A 20,431-nucleotide genomic window follows, 5' to 3' on the forward strand; every position below is an offset into this window, starting at 1 on the left:
AAAATAACTAGAGGAAATAAACCTCTAGTTATTGTTATAGACAGCATTGATTGTAGAAACAAGACGCTGTGCAATCGGGTATAGGTTATAGCTGTGATCGGAATTGTTCAAAGAAATGCAGAAAGAAGCATTCTCTGTGAATCCAACCATATATGTATGAATACGATCATTTGCACATTCTGCAGTACCTGTTTTTGCATAGACCATACCATAGTTATATTCATCGAGCCCATATCCTTCAGCAGTTGTGTGAAGGATATTTTTTAGTTTGTCACAAATATCAGCGTCTGTTGTTTTTGTGAGCTTTCCATTCAGATGCTTGTATAAAGGTGTAGAACCACTGTAGATAGAGGAAACAACATATGGTTTCATCATAATGCCGTCATTTGCAATGGCTTGTGCAATCATTGCCAGATGTACAGGTGTAATTTGTGTATTTCCTTGTCCAAAGGAAGTCTGTGCGAGTTCATCATTTGCATTTTCACTGATTTGATAGGAAGAATGCAATGTTGTTAAAAATGGAATTTCAATATCTTTTCCAATAAGAAATTCCTGCATTGTACTAGTTAGCTGTTCACTGCCAATACGAATACCAAGATCTGCAAAATAACAGTTGATGGATTTATTCATTGCCGTTTCAAGATCAACATCACCATATGCAGTACTTTGATAGTTTGTAATCGTCCAGTCAGATCCTTCAGGAAGATATGTTCCCGTATCATAGTAATTGAAGAAGGAATCATCAAATCCATCCTGTTTTTGTTTTTCGAGTGCACTGGCTGCAGTGATAATCTTGAATGTTGATCCTGGAGGATCGTTTTCAAATGTACCTCTACGATATTGTGAACCTTCTACATCACTTAATAACAGAGAATTGATATCATTTACATCATATGTAATCGTTGAATGAGAAGCTAATGCAAGCATTGCTCCTGTTTGATTATCAATGACAGTAATGGAACCTTCCTGTCCATTTAATAAATCATATGCTGTATCTTGTAATGTATTGTCTGTTGTCAATTGCACCGTTGCACCTTTATTGCTGGAGTCTAAATGAAATAAAGAATAATTTTTTAAATTGCCACGTAATCCATACGTATTTTCTTTTCCTGAATTTACAGAATAATAGCCTAATAAATATGCATATGATTCATTTTCAGGATAGTTTGCATAGGCACTGCTTCCTTCTGATGCATTTGCCATGATCGCACTGCCATTGCGGTCTAATATGTCACCTTCAACCACATAATTTTGAATGGCATTATAGGTGATTGTATTTTTTGTGCCTTGTTTTTGTGATGAAAAGACAGGGGAGATTAAATATTTTCCTGAAAAGAATCCAACGAACAGCAGGCAGCAGACAATACTGCATACTTCAACAATACGGATACGCTGTCTAGATAGTTTATTCATCTGATGATGTTCATCGTTATTCATCCACATATTCATCTTCCTCCTCTTCTTCATATTCTTCAGACATATGAAGAAGTAAACCAGTCAAACAGAATGTGAGTGTTAAATATGTACCGCCGCGAGATAAGAATGGAATTGGCAGACCAGTAAATGGAATGATATTACAAGAACCTAAAATAACAATCATTGCCTGCATGACAATGAGTATTGTGCTGGCATACGCAACTACCGCATCCTGTTTTTCTTCTTTCATCTTCTTTCTTGATAATTCAGATCCACTCAGCATGATTCTTAAAAACAGGAAAATGACGAAGAAGCCAAAGATATGTCCAAATGCATTCACAAGTGCAATATATGCCATGTCACTTTCCGCAACAGGGATTGCATGGAAATTGACTGTATTGCCAAACCATCCAGCCATCCATAATGCTTTCTTTCCTTGCAGCAATTGATAGCCGGCACCATATGGATCAGCGTTGATATTGGCAGTCACAGAGAATCTTTGATGAATCTTATTGAGAAATGGCCATAGTGCTTTTGTCACTGCGTTCATTGTACCTGCATCGTGAGAAGGAAGAATAAGTTTATACAGCATGAATGCTAAAAAAAGTGCACCAACTGTAATAAAGAATATGAAAAGTAAATATAGTTTTTTCTTCTTTCCTTTATTCATGAAGATATACAGAATGGATAAATGCAGAAAGTACAGAATGAAGAAAGAACCTAATTCTTTAATCAACAGGGAACCAATGAAATTAATGACAAAAAAGATCGAAGATAATACAAGAATCTGATTGTCATCATGACTTGTCTTAGAAGAAAACAGTGCACTGTAAAACATAATTGATGCAACTTTGGTAAAGTCAGTCAGCTGTACCGTAATTCCACCAATACGTATCCATGCACTTGTTCCATATCCATTTGGATCACTTCCAGATATAAGCAGGATAGTATAAATTGCAGCAGTAATGACCATCATGACATATACCATCCATGATTTGTTCAGCAGTTTTCGAAACAAGGTATAGAACATGACAAATACGATTGCCACAACAAAAGAAACAATCAATTTGATCGTACTAAACGATGTAATAGGATCGTAGATCTGATCAATCAATAGCTGCAGTGCAGTTCCAACCGTTGTTAGAATGGCGGCACTGGAAAACAGCTTCATATCTCCATTTCTGTTATAGACATAGGATCCAATAAAACTTGTTGCGAATAGAAGCGGAATCAAAGCATATAAATAATTTAAAGCTGCAGTACGACTTCTAAGAAATAGCAGAAGTGTCATCAGCAGTTGTATCAAGATAGGAATAATAATGTAGCGTGTGCCACTTGTTTCTTCTTCTGAGTCTTGTTCTCTATCGTCTTTTACAAATATTTTCATCGATAATAGGTTATCATTTCTTCCTGAATGTTCAAGTATGATAGCCCTTTCCATTCACAAATTTAAGAATTTGTCAGATAATAGTAGTAATAGAAATGATGTAGTAAAAGAGGAAATCATATGCAGACAACATTTGGAAAATTAAATGATGGTAGAGAAGTAACACTCTACACAATTGAAAATGATCATATCGTGATGAAAGTTATGAATTATGGTGCAACACTTGTATCCTTTATCAATAAAGATACAGGTATTGATGTTGTGGAAGGGTTTGAAAGTGTTACAGGATATTTAAATCAGACAAGTTATATTGGTGCATCGATTGGTAGAACTGCCAACCGTATTGAAAAGGGCAAGTTTACACTCAATGGAAAAGAATACACGCTTCCGCTCAACAATAATGGAAATTGTAACCATGGCGGCTTAGAAGGGTTTGATAAGAAGATCTGGAATGGTATTGAAGAAGAGGATCGTGTTACTTTCCGTTATACAAGTGCAGATGGAGAAGAAGGGTATCCAGGAAATCTATTTGTGAAAGTGACATATGCATTACTGGAAGATGGTATTTCTATAAAGACGGAAGCGAGAAGTGATGCAGATACTTTATTTGCATATACAAATCATTCTTATTTCAACCTGGATGAAAGTGAAGATGCGATGAATCATGAAGTGAAGATTCATGCAGATCAATATGGATTATCTGATGCAAATGGATTAACACTGAACAAACTTGTACCAGTTGAAAATACGCCATTTGATTTTAGGGATTTCAAGAAACTATCTAAAGATATCAATGATGAAAATGAACAGTTAAAGTTTGGAAAAGGATATGATCATCACTATGCAATTCTTGGAGAAGGTCTTAGAGAAATGGCCATTGCGAGAAGTGAAAAGCTAGAGTTACATGCGTATAGTGATTATCCAGGAATGCATTTATATTCCGCAAACTGGCTGGAAAATAAAACGGGTAAAAAAGGACATTTGTATCCTGAAAGAAGTGCAGTCTGCTTTGAAGCAGAATATATGCCAAATGCGATCAATTATCCTGATGTAGAAGAAAAACCTGTTTTACGTGCTGGTGATATACAGAAACATGAGATTCAATATAGATTGAAGGTGAAATGATGCAATATACAGAACAAGAATTAGCTAGAATCGTAAATGAAAGAGATGAAGAAGAATTGTATGAACTTCATGAAAAGATCAAAGAAAGCAAGTATCGTTGTGAATATCATATTCAGACAGTTACTGGCCTGATGAATGATCCAAATGGATTTTCGTACTTTAATGGAAAATGGCATTTGTTTTATCAATGGTATCCATTTGCGGGATACCATGGAATGAAGCATTGGTATCATGTTGTGAGTGATGATCTGGTACACTGGAAAAACATTGGTCTTGGAATGAAACCGACATTGAATTATGACAATTACGGCTGTTTTTCTGGCAGTGGATTTGTAAAGAATGAATTTTTATATCTAGTCTATACAGGAAATCATAAAGAAGAGGATGGTTCTATCATCCAATATCAGATGATTGCGGCAATTGATGAAGAAAATCATCTGACAAAATTAAAACGCCCAATTATTCAGCCTCAGCAGGGATATATCGACGAACATCAAAGAGATCCAAAGATTTTCTTTGAAAATGGTACATATTACATTCTGATGGGCGCACAGAATGAAGAAAAGCAAGGTAAGATGCTGATTTATAAATCTTCACAGATTGCAACGGGATGGACTTTTGTATCTGAATTGAAGGTCAAAGGATATGATTCTTTTGGCTTTATGGTGGAATGTCCATGTATTCAAAAGATTGGTGATAAATGGCTGCTTTTATTCTCACCACAGGGTCTTGAAAAAGAAGAAGAGGCATTTTTGAATGCGTATTCGAATGTTTATTTTGTCGGAGATCTGGATTTAGAGACAATGACATTTACACCAGATGGACCAATGAAAGAATTAGACAAAGGATTTGATTTCTATGCATCACAGACAGCATTTCAAGCAGAGCAGAATGATAAGGCAATCCTGGAAGGATGGTTTGGATGTTCTGACTATTCCTACCCTGTAACGGAAAGTGAAGGATGGGCTGGCTTGCAGACACTTGCACGTGAATTAACAATTGAAGATGGAAAACTCATCCAACGACCAGTTAAAGCATTAGAAACAATCAAAGATGAACTTGTATTTGATGCAGAAAATGGTGTTGTAACAAAGGATGACATGCGTCGTAGAATGCTTGATGCATGTGTGATTCATTTAGAAAATCCTGGCAATAACAATGTTGGCTTGAATTTATTCGCAACAGATTTGAAAAAGGGATTTGAGATTTCTTATGATGCACGGAAAAAAACATTCCTGATTTCTAGAGAAGCACTTGTGAATCAGATGAACACAGATTTTGGTACAGAAAGAAAGATTACATTAGATGCATTGAAAACATTAGATATCTTTGTAGATCACAGTGCAGTCGAAATCTTCATCAATGATGGTGAAACAGTTATGTCCAGCAGAATCTTCCCGACAAAGGAAGAGCATAAGATTCGTATGTCTGGAAAAGATATCAATCTTAAGATCTGGACTATCAAGCCAGCAGTAGAAGATGATTTTGTAATATTTGAAAAAGGAGATGACGATGGAGAATAGAATTAATCATTGCGTTGAATGCATTCGAAATTTAACTGACCGTAAACCTGAAATTGGAATTACTTTAGGATCTGGTCTGGGAGATTTTGTGGAGCAGTTAACAGACAAAGAAGAAATTCCTTTTTCCAGTATTGAAGGTTTTCCAACACCGACAGTAAAAGGACATGAAGGAAAACTGATCTTTGGTACATACAATGGTGTAGAAGTTGTTGTACTGGATGGCAGAGTTCATTACTATGAAGGATATTCTCAGCAGGAAACAGTGATTCCGGTACGTGTATTAAAGAGAATTGGTGTACATACATTAATTCTTTCCAATGCATGTGGTGGAGTAAACTATGACTTTAAGCCAGGAGATTTCATGTTGATTGATGACCATATCAACATGTCTGGATCCAATCCACTCATTGGTAAAAACCTGGATTCCTTTGGGGAAAGATTCCCAGATATGTCAGAAGTGTATTCTAAAAAACTATGGCAGACACTGCAGGAAAAGGCACATAACGAAGGAATTGAAACGAAGCATGGCGTATATATGATGTATTCTGGTCCTTCTTTTGAAACACCTGCAGAAATTCGTGCATTCCGTATCTTAGGTGCGGATGCGGTTGGAATGTCTACTGTACCAGAAGCCATAGCAGCTCGACACGCAGGAATGAATGTCATGGGTATTTCTGTTATTACAAATATGGCTGCAGGAATGCTGGATCAGAAACTGACACATGAAGAAGTATTAGAAACTGCAGAAATCGTTAGAAAACCATTCGCTAGATTAATTGCGCTGGCAATTGAATCCATTCAAGAGAATCAATAAGAAAAAAGTAGGGTTGTTATGCAACTCTACTTTCTTTATCTGATAAGTATACAAATGCCAGGAAGCCTGGACCAACATGGCATCCAATCACAGGACCTAATTCCTGAATGGAAATGGAAGCATCTGGGTATCTTTCTTTGAGTAAGCCAGCGAGCTTTTCAGCTTCTTCTAAATCATCTGAATGACCAACAATGAACTCTTTTGCATTGGCTGGATCTAAATCATGATCGATTTCGGCAATCATTTCTTTGATTGCTTTTTTCTTTCCACGAATTTTAGCGTGTGCAACAAGTTTTCCTTCATCATCAATATGGATGAGCGGCTTGATCGATAGAAGGGAGCCAATCATTGCGGAAGCATTGGAAAGTCTTCCACCACGTCTCAACCATTCTAGATCATCGACTAAGAAACGATGAGAAATTCTAAACTTGTTATTTTCAATCCAGGTATAAACTTCATCCATGGATTTTCCTTCATTTTTTAATGCAACTGCTTTTTTTAGAAGAAATGTCAGTCCCATCGTAACACATCTAGTATCAACAATGACTAAATTGTTATCTGGGAATTCTTCCTGGATATCTTCATATGCACGCTGTGAATTGAAGTAAGAAGAGGATAATGCCTTATCCATATCTAAGAATAGAATATTCTTATTCTTTTCTAATAGTTCTTTAAAGAATTCATAATAAGCATACGCAGTAATTTGAGATGTTTTTGGCTGATGACCTTCACGCATTTCATGGAAGAGTGCATGTTTTGTTTCAGCTCTGCAATCATCAATATATACTTTTTCATTGACTTCAAATGTGTATGAAATCATAGGAATGTTGTTTTCTTCAAGCCATTCTCTATCTGCATCACATGTAGAAGCTGTAGCAATAATAAAATCTTCCATGGTACCCTCCTGAATCATATTTTATATTTTAACTGTAATGTATGATTAAACACAAGCAGTTTGTAGTTTTTCTCTAGCAACGGCAAGCATCAGCTTGATTCGATTTTCCTGGTTGACCTTTGTTGAGGAAGGATCGTAATCGACTGCAGTGATATTTGCTTCTGGATATTTTTCACGAATCTTATTTGTTACGCCTTTACCGGCAATATGGTTTGGCAGACATCCAAATGGCTGCGCACAGATAATATTAGAATATCCATCTTCAATGAGTTCCACCATTTCCGCACATAGCAGCCATCCTTCACCCATTTTTACGCCAAGAGATAAAATGCCTTCTGGTTTTTTCATGAGCTGTTTAAACGGACCAGCACCATAGAAGCCAGCATCTTTCATTGCTTTTGCACATGCCTGTCCAACAGAATCTAATACATTTAACAGCTTTTCTGCCATAAATCCAAATGTCTGATTCATATTATATAGTTTGGCATCTAATGCAAAGTTTGCACAACAATAATTAACATATCCCATGATACCAGGCATATTGACTTCACATCCTTCTTTTTCCAGAAATTCCTGCAAGCCATTATTGCCAAGTGGAGAGAACTTCACAAAAATTTCTCCAACAACACCAACTTTAACTTTCTTTCCTGATTTTCGTTCAATTTTTTTTGCATCGTTAGCAATTTTCACAAAATTCTTTTTCATCGTATGAATAGAGTAGTTTTTATTTTCATGCATCCATACACCAATTTCATGGATCCATTGATTACACCATGCTTCAGTTTGTCCTGGATGTACTTCATATGGAATGATCTGGTTTCTTAATGCGGCAATTTCATCTCCATAGAATGCACACGCAATTAGTTTTCTGACTAAAGTTAATGTTAGTGGTAAAGAAGAAGATGATTCTAAGCCTGTTGGATTGATAGAAGCAACAGGAATATAGCCATATCCAGCTTTTACCAAAGCTTTTCTTAACAGTTTGATGTAATTGGATGCTCTGCATCCGCCACCAGACTGAGAAATCAGTAATGCGGTATGATGGAGATCATATTTACCACTGTTTAATGCATCAATGAATTGACCAATGATGAGAAGTGCAGGGTAGCATGTATCGTTATGTACATATTTCAAACCTAGCTGTGCAACTTCACTGCCACTGTTATTGAGTACTTCACAATGAATACCTTCAGAGTCCATTGCTTTTTGAATGCATTGAAACTGTAATGGTGCCATATTTGGGAAAAGGATCGTATAATCCTTTAACATATCTTTTGTGAAATTTGGAGTTAAATATTCCATGGATTTATACCTCCTCTTCTCTTTCCTTTAATGCCGCAAATAAGGAACGGATACGAATGTTGACCGCACCTAGATTTGTAATCTCATCGATTTTTAACTGTGTATAGAGTTTGTTTCCTTCGTGCAGAATTTCACGCGTTTCATCAGTTGTAATTGCATCTAAGCCACACCCAAAGGATACAAGCTGTACAAGATTCATATCATTCTGTGTCGTGCAGTATTTTGCTGCAGCGTACAGTCTAGCGTGATATGTCCATTGATTTAATACATTTGTATGAAATGGTTTGATCAAATCAGAAATAGAATCCTCTGTAATCACACAGGCATTCTGTTTTATGATCAGCTTATCAATACCATGATTGACTTCAGGATCAATGTGATATGGTCTGCCTGCCAGGACAATAATTCTCTTTCCTTGCTTTCTTGCTTCTTTGATCATTTCTTTTGCTTTGTTTCTTGTATCCATCATATGTGCTTCATATTCTGCATATGCCAGTTTGATTGCATTAGAAATCAGTTTTTTATCATTGATATGGAATGTTTCTTTCACGTAAGAAATAAATTTCTTTTCAAATGTTTTTCGATTGGAAATATCAATGAATGGATCTAAGAATGTTGTATGTTTGAGAACAAGCATATTATCTTTGAGTGTTTCTGGATAGTATGCAACGATTGGACAGTTATAGTGATTCTCTCCTTTATGTTCATCTACGTTATATGACAAACATGGATAGAAGATATAATCCACATTCTGCTGTATGAGCCATTCCATATGTCCATGTGTCAGTTTAGCTGGATAGCATGCGGTGTCACTTGGAATTGTACCTTGTCCACTTTGGTACATTGCACGTGTACTGAAAGGGGAGACAACTACTGAATAGCCCAATGATGAAAATAATGTATGCCAGAATGGCAGTAATTCATACATGTTCAGTACCATTGGGATACCAATCGTTCCTCTTGTGCCATTTGTCTTTTTGTTTCTATATGCATCTAATGCTTTTAACTTATACGCATACAGGTTGAAACAATCATCACTTGCTTTTCCAGTGACTGGTTTTTCGCATCTGTTGCCAGAAATAAATTTTTTCCCATCATGGAACGTATTGATTGTCAATTGACAATGATTTCCACAGCCTTGACATTGAATCGACTGTGTCTTGATAGTAAAGGCTTCTAATTGTTCTTTGGATAACATACTGGAAAGGGTACCTTGCTTTGTATGCGCCTTGCCATACAGCGCAGCACCATATGCACCCATGAGCCCTGCAATATCTGGACGAATGACATCAACACCCATTTCTAATTCAAATGCACGTAATACTGCTTCATTATAGAATGTCCCACCTTGTACAACAATATTTTTTCCTAACTGTTCTGGTGAAGAACAGCGAATGACTTTATATAAGGCATTTTTTACAACAGAAATTGCTAGACCAGCAGAAATACAGTCAACAGTAGCGCCATCTTTCTGTGCCTGTTTGACAGAAGAATTCATAAATACTGTACAGCGGGATCCTAGATCGACTGGATTTTTGGCGAAGAGTGCCATCTTTGCAAAGTCTTCTACTTTATAGCCTAAAGCCTGTGCGAATGTCTGCAGAAAAGAACCACATCCACTTGAACAAGCTTCATTTAAGAAAATATCTGAAATCGCACCATCTTCAATCTTGAAACACTTCATATCCTGTCCGCCAATATCGATAATAAAATCTACGTCTGGACGGAAATGTTTGGCAGCAGTAAAGTGCGCAACGGTTTCTACAAGTCCAAAATCACAATGTAAAGCATGCTTCATGAGCTCTTCCCCATAGCCAGTTGCAGTTAAAGAAGCAACTTTCATATTTGGATGTTGTGCATATAGTTTTTGTAATGTTTGAATAACGAGTGGCAATGGCTGACCATCATTAGAACGATAATCAGTAAATAATAGATTTGCATCATCATCAATCACCGCAATCTTGATCGTTGTAGAACCGGAATCAATTCCAATGTGTACGGGACCTGTCTGATCCGTAAAAGGAATTCTGCCAACAGATGCTTTTGCATGACGGTTTCTAAATTTCCAGTATGCATCACGATCTTTAAATAATGGCGGCAGGGATGCAAATTCTTGTGTATTTGCATATTGATCTAAAGAAGCGATGACTTGCGATACATCAAATGCCTGATCTGCGTAATAGGCTGCACCAAGCGCAACGAATAACAATGAATTGTCAGGGCATGTGCCTTGTACATGTAATGTGCGATCAAAGCTGTCCCTTAAACATTTTGAAAATGTTAATGGACCACCAAGATACAGGATATTTCCTCTGATTGGTCTACCTTGTGCTAAACCAGCAATGGTTTGATTGACAACTGCCTGGTAAATGGATGATGCAATATCACTTGCTTTAGCACCTTGGTTAATGAGTGGCTGCACATCACTTTTCGCAAATACACCACATCGAGAAGCAATTGTATACGTTCTTTCTGCTTTTAAAGCTTCCTGATCCATTTCATTTGGCGTAAGTTTTAACAGTGTTGCCATCTGATCAATAAATGCACCTGTACCGCCTGCACAGGATCCATTCATACGAACTTCGACACCATTTGTTAAAAAGAGAATCTTTGCATCTTCTCCGCCAAGTTCAATAATGACATCTGTGTCAGGTTCACATCGTTTTGCGGCAACTCTTTCCGCATAGACTTCCTGTACAAAAGGGACAGCGCAAGAATCTGCCAATCCCATTCCTGCACTTCCTGATATCGCAAGAATTGTCTTTTCATTATGCAGGAATTCATCATTGATCTTTGTTAAAAGTGCTTTGGTTTTTTCAATGATGTGGCTATAGTGTCGATCGTAAGAAGAATATAATATTTGATCATTTTCATCTAGAACAACACATTTGATAGTCGTAGAACCGATATCTAATCCAACTCTCATGACATTCCTCCTGTTAAAAAACGTACCTATTTTAATGAAGATACTTTCTTTTATCAACGGAAATGTTTCTGAAATTTGACATTCAAAGTACATTGTATTTATGAAAATAAGATGAAATATACATTGAAGACTGCTATCATAGATGCATTAGAAAGAAGAGGAATACGCTATGAGGGCACCTTACCGTTATGACTATGTAGGAAGTTTTTTAAGACCAGAAGCTTTGAAAGAAGCTAGAAGCAAATTTGAAAATGGAATCATTGATGCTGCTGCTTTAAAAAAAGTTGAAGATGCATGTATTACAGATCTTGTGAAGAAGCAGAAACAGGCAGGCTATCATTTTATTACAGATGGAGAATTCAGAAGAACATGGTGGCATATGGATTTTTTCTGGGGACTTAATGGAATTGAAAAAGTTGATACAAAAGATGGTTTACATTTCCATGGAGAAACAACAAGGAATCAAAGTGCAAAGATCGTTTCTAAGATTTCCGGAACAAATCATCCTTTTGTTGAAGACTTCAAATTTGTAAAACAGTTTGAAGAAGAAGGTATTGAAGTAAAGCAGACAATCCCTGCACCTACACAATTACTTGCACAGCTAAGACTTCCTGAATTCAAAGCTGAAAATGATGCGGTATATCCAGACCAGGATGATCTGAAAAATGATATTGTCAAAGCGTATGGTGAAGTCATTGATGAATTATATGAAGCTGGATGTAGAAATCTACAGTTAGATGACTGTACATGGACATTATATGCTGATCCTGATATGTGGAAAACATTTGGTTTAACAGAAGAAAAACTGAAAGCAATCTGTGAAGAAGGTGTTGCTTTAAATAATGCTGTTCTTGCATACAAGAAAGAGGATATGGTTATCAATACACATGTATGTCGTGGAAATTTCCATTCTACATATGCAAATGTTGGACCATATGATCCAGTTGCTCCATACTTATTCGCAAAAGAAAATGTGGATGCATTCTATCTGGAATATGACAGTGATAGAGCAGGTGGTTTTGAACCATTGAAGTTTGTTCCTGACAATAAGAAAGTTGTTTTAGGCTTGATTACTAGTAAAACAGGGGAATTAGAAGATGCTGATGCAATGATTCGTCGTATTCATCAGGCTGCACTCTATCATCCATTAGAGAATCTGTGTTTATCTCCACAATGTGGATTTGCTTCTACAGAAGAAGGAAATAAATTAACAGAACAAGAGCAGTGGGCTAAACTTGCATTGATCAAGGAAATTGCTGAGAAAGTATGGAAGGATTGTTGAAATGAATCGTACAGAAAGAAATCATCTTTTGAAAGAATGGATCTTTAAAAGATCTGCCTATAGTATGGCACTGGCAATCATTGATATTGATAAGCAGACCGTTGCTCCAGGTGGTGGAAATGCATATCGTGATGAAAGATCTGCTTTTTTAACTGGGGAATTGTTTTCTATTGAAACGGATGAAAGTATGCTTCCTGTTTTAGAAGAAATGCAGAATGATGAAGAGGAAGAGCCATATTTAAGAAGAGCTGCCTATCTTTATCAAAAGGAAATGCGTAAAACACTTTGTATTCCCAAAGATGAATTTGTTGCTTTAGAAGAATTGAAGAGTGTATCTTATACAAAATGGCTGGAAGCAAAAAGAAATAATGATTATACGATCTTTGAACCATATTTGAAGAAAATCATTGAAGCAAAAAAGAAAGTTTATGCTTATAGAAATGATACAAAAGATCTGTATGATCAAATGCTGGATGATTTTGAACCAGGTATGAACCAGGAAAAGTATGATGTATTCTTTAATGCATTAAAAGAAAAACTTGTTCCTTTGATTCAAAAGGTAACAGAAGCAAAACAGATTGATGATCATTTCTTATTTGAAGAATATCCTGTAGAAGAGCAGAAGAAGTTCATGGATCATCTTTTACAATATCTTCACTTTGATCCACAATGGGGATACCAGAATGAAACAGAACATCCATTTACATCATGGACTTGTGAAAATGACTGTCGTACAACAACGAAATATCTTGTAGATAATGTGATGTCTGCAATCTTTTCTACTGTACATGAAGTAGGACATGCTTACTATGAACATGATTGTGATCCTAGATTTGATGGAATGATTCTTTCTGATGGTATTTCTAGTGGGATGCATGAATCACAAAGCAGACTTTGTGAAAATTATTTAGGAAGAAGAAAGTCTTTCTGGGAATATAATTATCCATATCTTCAAAAACAGTTTCCACAGCAGCTGAAAGATATTTCTTTAGACACATTTATGAAAGCAGTGAATGTCTCTAGACCATCTCTAGTTCGTACAGAAGCTGATGAATTGACATATCCAATGCATATTCTTGTGCGCTATGAAATTGAAAAGGGTCTGTTTAATGGTTCAATCAGTGTAGAAGGACTGGATCAAACATGGGCAGATATGTATGAGAAGTATTTAGGTGTGCGACCTGTGAATGCAAGTGAAGGTATTTTACAGGATGTACACTGGTCCTGTGGAGAATTTGGATATTTTCCAACCTATGCACTAGGTTCTGCATTTGCTGCACAGTTTGTTAAGAAAATGCAGGAAGAAATTGCCGTAGATGACTTGTTAAGTAATAATCACTATGATACAGTCATAGAATGGTTGAAGAAGAATATTCATCAATATGGCTGCATGTATGATGCGGATGAAATCATGCAGAAGGCAACAGGTGCATCTTTTGATGTGAATGTGTATATTGAATATTTAACAAGGAAATATACGGAGTTGTACGATTTATGAAGGAACTAGTTGAAAGAATTAAAGCGGATGGGCAGATATTAGATGGAAATATCCTGAAAGTAGATGGATTTTTAAACCATCAGATTGATATTCATTTAATGAAGCAGATTGGGCAGGAATTCTATCGCTTATATAAAGATGAAAATATCACGAAGATATTAACAATTGAAGCAAGTGGCATCGCAATTGCATCCTTTGTTGCAGATGCATTTGATGTTCCGCTCTTATTTGCGAAAAAGTCACAGTCTACAAATCTTGGATCGGATGTATATACATCCAAAGTGTATTCTTATACACATAATCGTGAATATACAATTACAGTATCTAAGAAATATATGCATGAAAATGACCGTTTCTTGATTATTGATGACTTTATGGCAAATGGATTAGCAATGCAGGGATTGATTGATGTTGTAAAACAGGCAAATGCAGAAGTTGCAGGTGTTGGTATCTGTATTGAAAAGAGCTACCAGGATGGTGGTAAACTGACACGCAGCAAAGGAATTCGTGTTGAATCATTGGCAAAGATCAAATCCATGGAAAATGGCGTAATTGAATTTGAAGAAGAGTAACCAGATGAAAATCATCTGGTTATTTTTTTGATTAAATGTATATTTCATGAAAAAACTATTGATGTATAGTGTTAGTTCCACTAAACTAACTATGTGTTAGATAATACTAACCATAGATGGAGGCAGTATATGTTACCTTTAACATTTGCAGAAATTGGAACAGAAGTAACAATTCAGTTAGTAAAAGGAAAACCTGAAACAAAGAAACATCTGGAAGATCTTGGATTTGTGACAGGTGGAAAGGTTCAAATCGTTTCTAAAAACGGTGGCAATCTGATTGTGAACGTGAAAGAAACAAGACTTGGTCTAGACCAGTCTATGGCTAGTAAGATCATGATCTAGTGGAAAGGGGATACACATGACATTAAAAGAAGCAAAAGTAAAATCCACTGTGAAAGTTGTAAAACTCCATGGCGAAGGAGCAGTGAAAAGAAGAATCATGGATATGGGCATCACAAAGGGTGTTGAAATCTATGTTAGAAAAGTTGCTCCACTAGGAGATCCAGTAGAAGTAACTGTACGAAACTATGAATTATCTCTTCGTAAAGATGATGCACAGTTGATTGAAGTTGAACTTGTAAAGTAAGAAAAGGGGAACGACATGTCAGAAATTAGAATTGCTTTGGCAGGAAATCCAAACTGCGGTAAAACGACATTGTTTAATGCACTAACTGGTTCTAACCAGTATGTTGGTAACTGGCCAGGCGTAACAGTTGAAAAGAAGGAAGGTAAGCTGAAGGGACATGCAGATGTCACAATTCAAGACTTGCCTGGTATTTACTCACTTTCTCCATATACATTGGAAGAAGTTGTATCTAGAAATTATCTTGTTGGTGATAAGCCAGATGTTATCTTAAATATCATTGATGGTACTAACCTTGAAAGAAACCTGTATCTGACAACACAGTTAGCAGAAACAGGAATTCCAATGGTTATTGCCATGAATATGATGGATCTTGTAAAAAAAGCTGGAGATGATATCAATATTGCTGAATTAAGCAAGCGTCTTGGATGCAAGATCGTTGAAATCTCTGCTTTAAAGGGACAGGGAATCAAGAAGGCTGCTGAAGAAGCAATCTTAGCTGCTAAAACAAAGTCTCTTCCAACACCAATGACATATACAAAGGATGTTGAAGGTGCATTAACTTCTATTGAATCTTATGCAGATTTGAATGATGCACAGAAGAGATGGTACGCAGTCAAGCTTTTTGAAAAGGATGAAAAAGTTCTTGAAGATGTAAAGATGTCAAGTGATGTTCAGAATTCGATTGCATCTGTCATCAGCAAAGTTGAAGATAAAGAAGATGATGATTCTGAAGCAATCATTACAAATGAACGTTATGAATATATCGCAGCATTATTAAAAAATGTCTATGTAAAGAAGAATGCTGGAAAGTTATCTATCTCTGATAAGATCGATAAGATCGTAACAAATAGATGGCTTGCACTTCCAATCTTTGCGGCAGTCATGTTCTTTATCTACTGGGTAGCAGTCGCTACACTTGGTACAGTTGTTACTGACTGGACAAATGACGTCTTGTTTGGTGAATGGATCCAGCCTGCAGTACAGGGGCTACTAGAAAGTGCTGGTGCAGCTGATTGGGTCGTATCTCTTGTTGTAGATGGTATTATCGGTGGTATTGCAGCGCCTGTTGGCTTTGCTCCTCAGATGGCAATTGTATTCTTCTTCCTTTCTGTTCTGGAAGATTGTGGATACATGACGCGTGTTGCATTTATCATGGATAGAATCTTTAGAAAGTTTGGTCTTTCTGGTAAATCCTTTATTCCATTTATGATTTCACAGGGTTGTGGTGTTCCAGGTATCATGGCTACACGTACAATTGAAAATGAAAAAGATCGTCGTATGACAATGATTACAACAACAACGATTCCTTGCGGGGCAAAACTTCCAGTCATTGCAATGATTGCAGGTTATCTGCTTGGAGAAGGTACATGGTGGTTTGCTCCAGTGATCTATCTAGCTTCTATTGCACTTGTTATTGTTATGTGTGTTATCTTAAAGAAGACAAAGATGTTCGCTGGTGATCCTTCCCCATTTGTTATGGAACTTCCAGCATATCATATTCCTTCTGTTAAGGGTGTATTGCTTCACGTTTGGGAAAGAGTATGGGCATTCTTGAAGAAGGCTGGTACAATCTTATTCCTATGTTGTGCAGTAATGTGGTTCCTTGGTTCCTTTGGTATCCAGGATGGTACATTTGGACTTGTTGATACTGAATATTGCTTCCTCGCTTCTATTGGTAATGCAATTGCATGGATTTTCAAGCCACTTGGTTTTGGTACATGGCAGGCAGTTGCTTCTAGTTTGTCTGGTTTCGTTGCTAAGGAAGGTATTGTTTCTACAATGGGTGTATTGAGTGGTCTTGGTGAAGTTGAAAAATATGAAATTTCAATGCATCAGCAGTTTGCATCATTCTTCCCAACAAGTATTGCGGCAATTTCTTTCCTTGTATTCAACATTTATGATTCACCATGTTTAGCAGCAATTTCTTCTACAGCGAAGGAAATGAATGATAAGAGATGGTTCTGGTTCTCTATTGCATTCCAGAATATCAACGCATACGCAGTTACATTAATGGTATATCAGTTTGGTGGATTGATCACAGGTGAACTTGCATTCGGAATTGGTACAATTGCGGCAATCGTCGTTCTTTCGGTATATCTCTATCTCTTATTTAGACCAGATCCAAACAAGAGAAAAGCAGTTGTTGAACAAGCTGCGTAGGTTAGGTATATGCAGCGTCGTTGCTTAAGTGAAGCGAAAAAGAAGTATCTTGTAAAAATGGTGGAAATGGATCCTGAAGGAAAAGGGATTCGCTCCATCAAGATTGCAAAGGAATTAGATGTTACCCGCCCTTCTGTACATGCGATGCTGACAAGACTGTCCGATGATGGTTTATTAGTCAAAGAACATTACGGAATCGTATATCTCACACCAGAAGGTTTGTCAACAGGTAAAAAAATCATTGCTTCCTACAACCATAACAGTTAATTCTGTTATGGTTTTTCTGAATTTTGAAAGTTAGTTGAAACTAACAATAAAACGTATTAAATTCATAATTACATAACAGGAGAATTGTATGAAAAACGAAGAATATAAAAAACTTTCCATTGATGAATTTACAAAAGCTGCAGAAAGATATGAAAGTAATCATGCGGGAATTTATGAGATGTGCAAAAAAGATTATCCAGAAATTCTTGAAGAATTAGAAAAAGAACCATTTCAAGATTTACTGGATGCGGGATGTGGCCCAGCACCAATGATTTCTTTATTGTCAGAAAAATATCCTAAACGGCACTATACAGGTTTAGATTTAACACCAGCAATGATTGCACAGGCACAAAAAGAAAAACATACCAAATGCAACGTTTGTTGTAGGGGATTGTGAGAACTTTCCTTTTGAAAGCAATTGTTTTGATGCAATTATCTGTTCGATGAGTTTTCATCATTATCCATCTCCACAGGCATTTTTCAATAGTGTGAAACGATGTCTGCATCCAAATGGAAGGTTGATTTTAAGAGATGTGACCAGTGACAATAAGGCATTGATATGGCTGATGAATACATTAGAAATGCCTCTAGCAAATCTATTTGGTCATGGAGATGTTCGTGTTCCTACAAGAGAATTGATTTCTGAATGTTGTGAAAAATCTGGATTGAAACTCGAAAAATTTGAAATTCGTAAAGGGATGCGATTGCATTGTGTTGTTAGAAAAACAGATAGAAAAGGATGACAGGGAATGAAAGAAAAAGTCAGCGTAACAGGTGTAGCGGAAACAATGATACAGACCTTATATGCAAGGGCAAAAGAAACAAGGAAACCTGACCATAAAATTAGAGATGATATTGCGGTTGAACTTGTGGAAAAGATAGACTATGACTTTTCTAAAGCTGACCAAGATATGGTTATGTATTCTGGTGTTATCGCTAGAACAATAGTATTGGATCAAATGGTTAGACAATATTTAGAGAATCATAAAAACACAATTGTTATCAATATTGCATGTGGACTAGATACAAGGTGTTATCGAATGCAAGGAAAATACTTACGTTGGTACAATGTTGATTTACCAGAAACGATGAACCTAAGAAGCAGGTTTCTGAGTGAAACAGGTCCAGTTTATCAAATTGCAAAATCTGCAATGGATGAAACGTATGTGGATGAGATTACTTTTCACAATGAAGATGTTCTAGTCATTATTGAAGGATTAACAATGTATTTGAAGGAAGATGATGTGAAAAAAATGTTTTCAATTATTGATCAATCCTTTCAAAATGTAACAGTTATGGTAGAAACGATGTCTCCATTTGTTGTGAAACACGTAAAGGAAAAATCGATTGCAGGTAGCAATGCAAAATTCACCTGGTGCATAAAAAATGGAAAGCAGCTGCAGGATTTATTGTCTGATTTTACATTTCAAAATGAAGTCAGTTTAGTGGAAGGAATGAAAGAATTGCATCCTATGTATCGTGTGATTGGTAAGATTCCAGCTGTGCGAAATATATCAAATAAAATAATAGTTTTGAAAACAACAGAAAGGAATTGAAATAACGTATGGAAGTATTTCTTGGGATATTGATTCCGTTTGCTGGAACAACACTTGGTGCAGCTTGTGTACTCTTTATGAAGAATACGCTTGGTGTATCTATACATCGTGCCCTTGCTGGATTTGCGGCAGGTGTTATGGTAGCTGCATCTATTTGGAGTTTGTTGATTCCATCGATTGAACAATCAGAACATTTAGGAATTTTTTCTTTTCTGCCGGCATTTGTCGGTTTTTGGATTGGTGTTCTGTTTCTGCTTGCATTAGATAATCTGATTCCTCATCTTCATGTAGGAAGTAATGAATCTGAAGGATTAAAAAGTAAACTGAATCGTACAACGATGATGGTGCTGGCAGTGACGTTACATAATATTCCTGAAGGAATGGCAGTGGGTGTTATGTATGCTGGATTTCTTGCGGGAAATACACAAATTACAGCAGCGAGTGCACTTGCCTTATCCATTGGTATAGCAATTCAGAATTTCCCAGAAGGAGCAATTATATCAATGCCGTTGAAAGATGAAGGTGTAAGCAAAGGAAAAGCATTTTTGGGTGGTGTTCTTTCAGGTGTTGTGGAGCCAATTGGTGCAGTATTGACAATATTGATTTCACAGCGAATTATACCGTCGCTGCCGTATCTGTTGAGTTTTGCTGCCGGGGCAATGTTGTATGTAGTTGTTGAAGAATTGATACCTGAAATGTCACAAGGAAAACATTCTAATATTGGTGCAGTTTTCTTTGCGGTTGGGTTTAGTTTAATGATGGTTGTAGCACTTGGCTGATGATAGATGAAAGGAATCTACAACATTTTGAAGTATATACAGATGAATCATATGGCTCATACTGGAAATGCAGAAAAGATTCAAAATATGTTTGGCATTTCAATCTGCAAGAAAACATCCAGAGGAATGTTTTAAATGCGTTTGAAATATGAAAAAGAGGTAAAAGCTAGAGAACAGGCAGTCGGCTGGAGAATTTAGATATTTTTTTGGAAGCATCTCATCACAAAAATAAAGGCTATATTAGCAAAATGGTGAATTCAAGAAATAGAATAAATGAAAAGATCATCTTTCTTCATGTCAGCAATACGGAAGAAATCTGTGATCTGATGCATTCTTTTCTTGA

The 20,431-nt window shown here is 36.5% G+C and carries 17 protein-coding genes and 1 pseudogene; 13 read left to right on the top strand and 5 right to left on the bottom strand.

All coding sequences use genetic code 11. The features are described from left to right. Positions 1-24: 24 nt before the first annotated feature. Positions 25-1,443: a penicillin-binding transpeptidase domain-containing protein gene (locus ACTND6_RS01405; protein WP_441021248.1), complete on the bottom strand. Its 1,419-nt coding sequence runs from the start codon at positions 1,441-1,443 to the stop codon at positions 25-27. Then, positions 1,430-2,803, bottom strand: a complete 1,374-nt coding sequence (locus ACTND6_RS01410; RefSeq protein WP_441021250.1) for an FtsW/RodA/SpoVE family cell cycle protein — start codon at positions 2,801-2,803, stop codon at positions 1,430-1,432. Before ACTND6_RS01410 ends, ACTND6_RS01405 begins: the two co-directional genes overlap by 14 nt. 120 nt (positions 2,804-2,923) lie before the next feature. On the opposite strand from ACTND6_RS01410, the gene ACTND6_RS01415 reads away from it, so the two are divergent. The 3 genes from ACTND6_RS01415 to ACTND6_RS01425 are packed head-to-tail and all read left to right on the top strand — an operon-like array spanning position 2,924 to position 6,265. After that, a complete protein-coding gene (locus tag ACTND6_RS01415; protein WP_441021252.1) occupies positions 2,924-3,928 on the top strand; it encodes an aldose epimerase family protein in 1,005 nt (334 codons plus the stop codon). After that, positions 3,925-5,451: a glycoside hydrolase family 32 protein gene (locus ACTND6_RS01420; protein ID WP_441021254.1), complete on the top strand. Its 1,527-nt coding sequence runs from the start codon at positions 3,925-3,927 to the stop codon at positions 5,449-5,451. The genes ACTND6_RS01415 and ACTND6_RS01420 overlap by 4 nt, the downstream gene beginning before the upstream one ends. Next, complete coding sequence (locus tag ACTND6_RS01425) at positions 5,441-6,265, top strand: purine-nucleoside phosphorylase (protein WP_441021255.1); 825 nt, start codon at positions 5,441-5,443, stop codon at positions 6,263-6,265. Before ACTND6_RS01420 ends, ACTND6_RS01425 begins: the two co-directional genes overlap by 11 nt. A 16-nt stretch (positions 6,266-6,281) precedes the next feature. Here ACTND6_RS01425 and ACTND6_RS01430 read toward each other — a convergent pair whose 3' ends face one another. The 3 genes from ACTND6_RS01430 to ACTND6_RS01440 are packed head-to-tail and all read right to left on the bottom strand — an operon-like array spanning position 6,282 to position 11,388. Beyond that, a complete protein-coding gene (locus ACTND6_RS01430; RefSeq protein ID WP_320100477.1) occupies positions 6,282-7,160 on the bottom strand; it encodes a DegV family protein in 879 nt (292 codons plus the stop codon). Positions 7,161-7,205: 45 nt separating this feature from the next. Then, on the bottom strand, positions 7,206-8,462 hold the full coding sequence (locus ACTND6_RS01435; protein ID WP_441021257.1) for a 2-hydroxyglutaryl-CoA dehydratase: 1,257 nt from the start codon (positions 8,460-8,462) through the stop codon (positions 7,206-7,208). Between the two features lie 4 nt (positions 8,463-8,466). After that, positions 8,467-11,388, bottom strand: coding sequence for an acyl-CoA dehydratase activase-related protein (locus tag ACTND6_RS01440; RefSeq protein ID WP_441021259.1), 2,922 nt, complete (start codon positions 11,386-11,388; stop codon positions 8,467-8,469). A 169-nt stretch (positions 11,389-11,557) separates the two neighbouring features. Here ACTND6_RS01440 and ACTND6_RS01445 point away from each other — a divergent pair, with 169 nt between their 5' ends. The 10 genes and pseudogenes from ACTND6_RS01445 (at position 11,558) to ACTND6_RS01490 (ending at position 20,088) form a co-directional block, all read left to right on the top strand. Then, positions 11,558-12,670 (top strand): 5-methyltetrahydropteroyltriglutamate--homocysteine S-methyltransferase, encoded by a 1,113-nt coding sequence (locus ACTND6_RS01445; protein WP_441021261.1) that lies wholly within the window; start codon positions 11,558-11,560, stop codon positions 12,668-12,670. A 1-nt stretch (position 12,671) separates the two neighbouring features. Further along, complete coding sequence (locus ACTND6_RS01450; RefSeq protein ID WP_441021263.1) at positions 12,672-14,168, top strand: carboxypeptidase M32; 1,497 nt, start codon at positions 12,672-12,674, stop codon at positions 14,166-14,168. Then, positions 14,165-14,740 carry a xanthine phosphoribosyltransferase gene (locus ACTND6_RS01455; RefSeq protein ID WP_441021265.1) on the top strand — a complete coding sequence of 192 codons (576 nt, stop codon included), beginning with the start codon at positions 14,165-14,167 and terminating at the stop codon, positions 14,738-14,740. The genes ACTND6_RS01450 and ACTND6_RS01455 overlap by 4 nt, the downstream gene beginning before the upstream one ends. A 129-nt stretch (positions 14,741-14,869) precedes the next feature. Beyond that, positions 14,870-15,082, top strand: coding sequence for a FeoA domain-containing protein (locus ACTND6_RS01460; protein WP_178175610.1), 213 nt, complete (start codon positions 14,870-14,872; stop codon positions 15,080-15,082). 16 nt (positions 15,083-15,098) lie between these two features. Beyond that, entirely contained in the window at positions 15,099-15,326 is a 228-nt protein-coding gene (locus ACTND6_RS01465) for a FeoA domain-containing protein (protein WP_178175609.1), read from the top strand. 15 nt (positions 15,327-15,341) lie between these two features. Further along, the gene (feoB, locus tag ACTND6_RS01470) at positions 15,342-17,486 is read left to right on the top strand and encodes a ferrous iron transport protein B (protein WP_441021267.1); all 2,145 of its coding nucleotides are present in this window, start codon (positions 15,342-15,344) and stop codon (positions 17,484-17,486) included. A gap of 9 nt (positions 17,487-17,495) precedes the next feature. Continuing rightward, positions 17,496-17,753, top strand: a complete 258-nt coding sequence (locus tag ACTND6_RS01475) for a metal-dependent transcriptional regulator (RefSeq protein WP_441021269.1) — start codon at positions 17,496-17,498, stop codon at positions 17,751-17,753. A gap of 268 nt (positions 17,754-18,021) precedes the next feature. Continuing rightward, positions 18,022-18,496 (top strand): annotated as a pseudogene (locus ACTND6_RS01480) (class I SAM-dependent methyltransferase). 6 nt (positions 18,497-18,502) lie between these two features. Further along, positions 18,503-19,309, top strand: a complete 807-nt coding sequence (locus ACTND6_RS01485) for a class I SAM-dependent methyltransferase (RefSeq protein WP_441021271.1) — start codon at positions 18,503-18,505, stop codon at positions 19,307-19,309. A gap of 8 nt (positions 19,310-19,317) precedes the next feature. After that, entirely contained in the window at positions 19,318-20,088 is a 771-nt protein-coding gene (locus ACTND6_RS01490; protein WP_441021273.1) for a ZIP family metal transporter, read from the top strand. Positions 20,089-20,431: the final 343 nt, after the last annotated feature.

Origin of the sequence: Bulleidia sp. HCP3S3_C9 (assembly GCF_052064035.1) — a bacterium.
Taxonomy (GTDB): Bacteria; Bacillota_I; Bacilli_A; order Erysipelotrichales; family Erysipelotrichaceae; genus Bulleidia.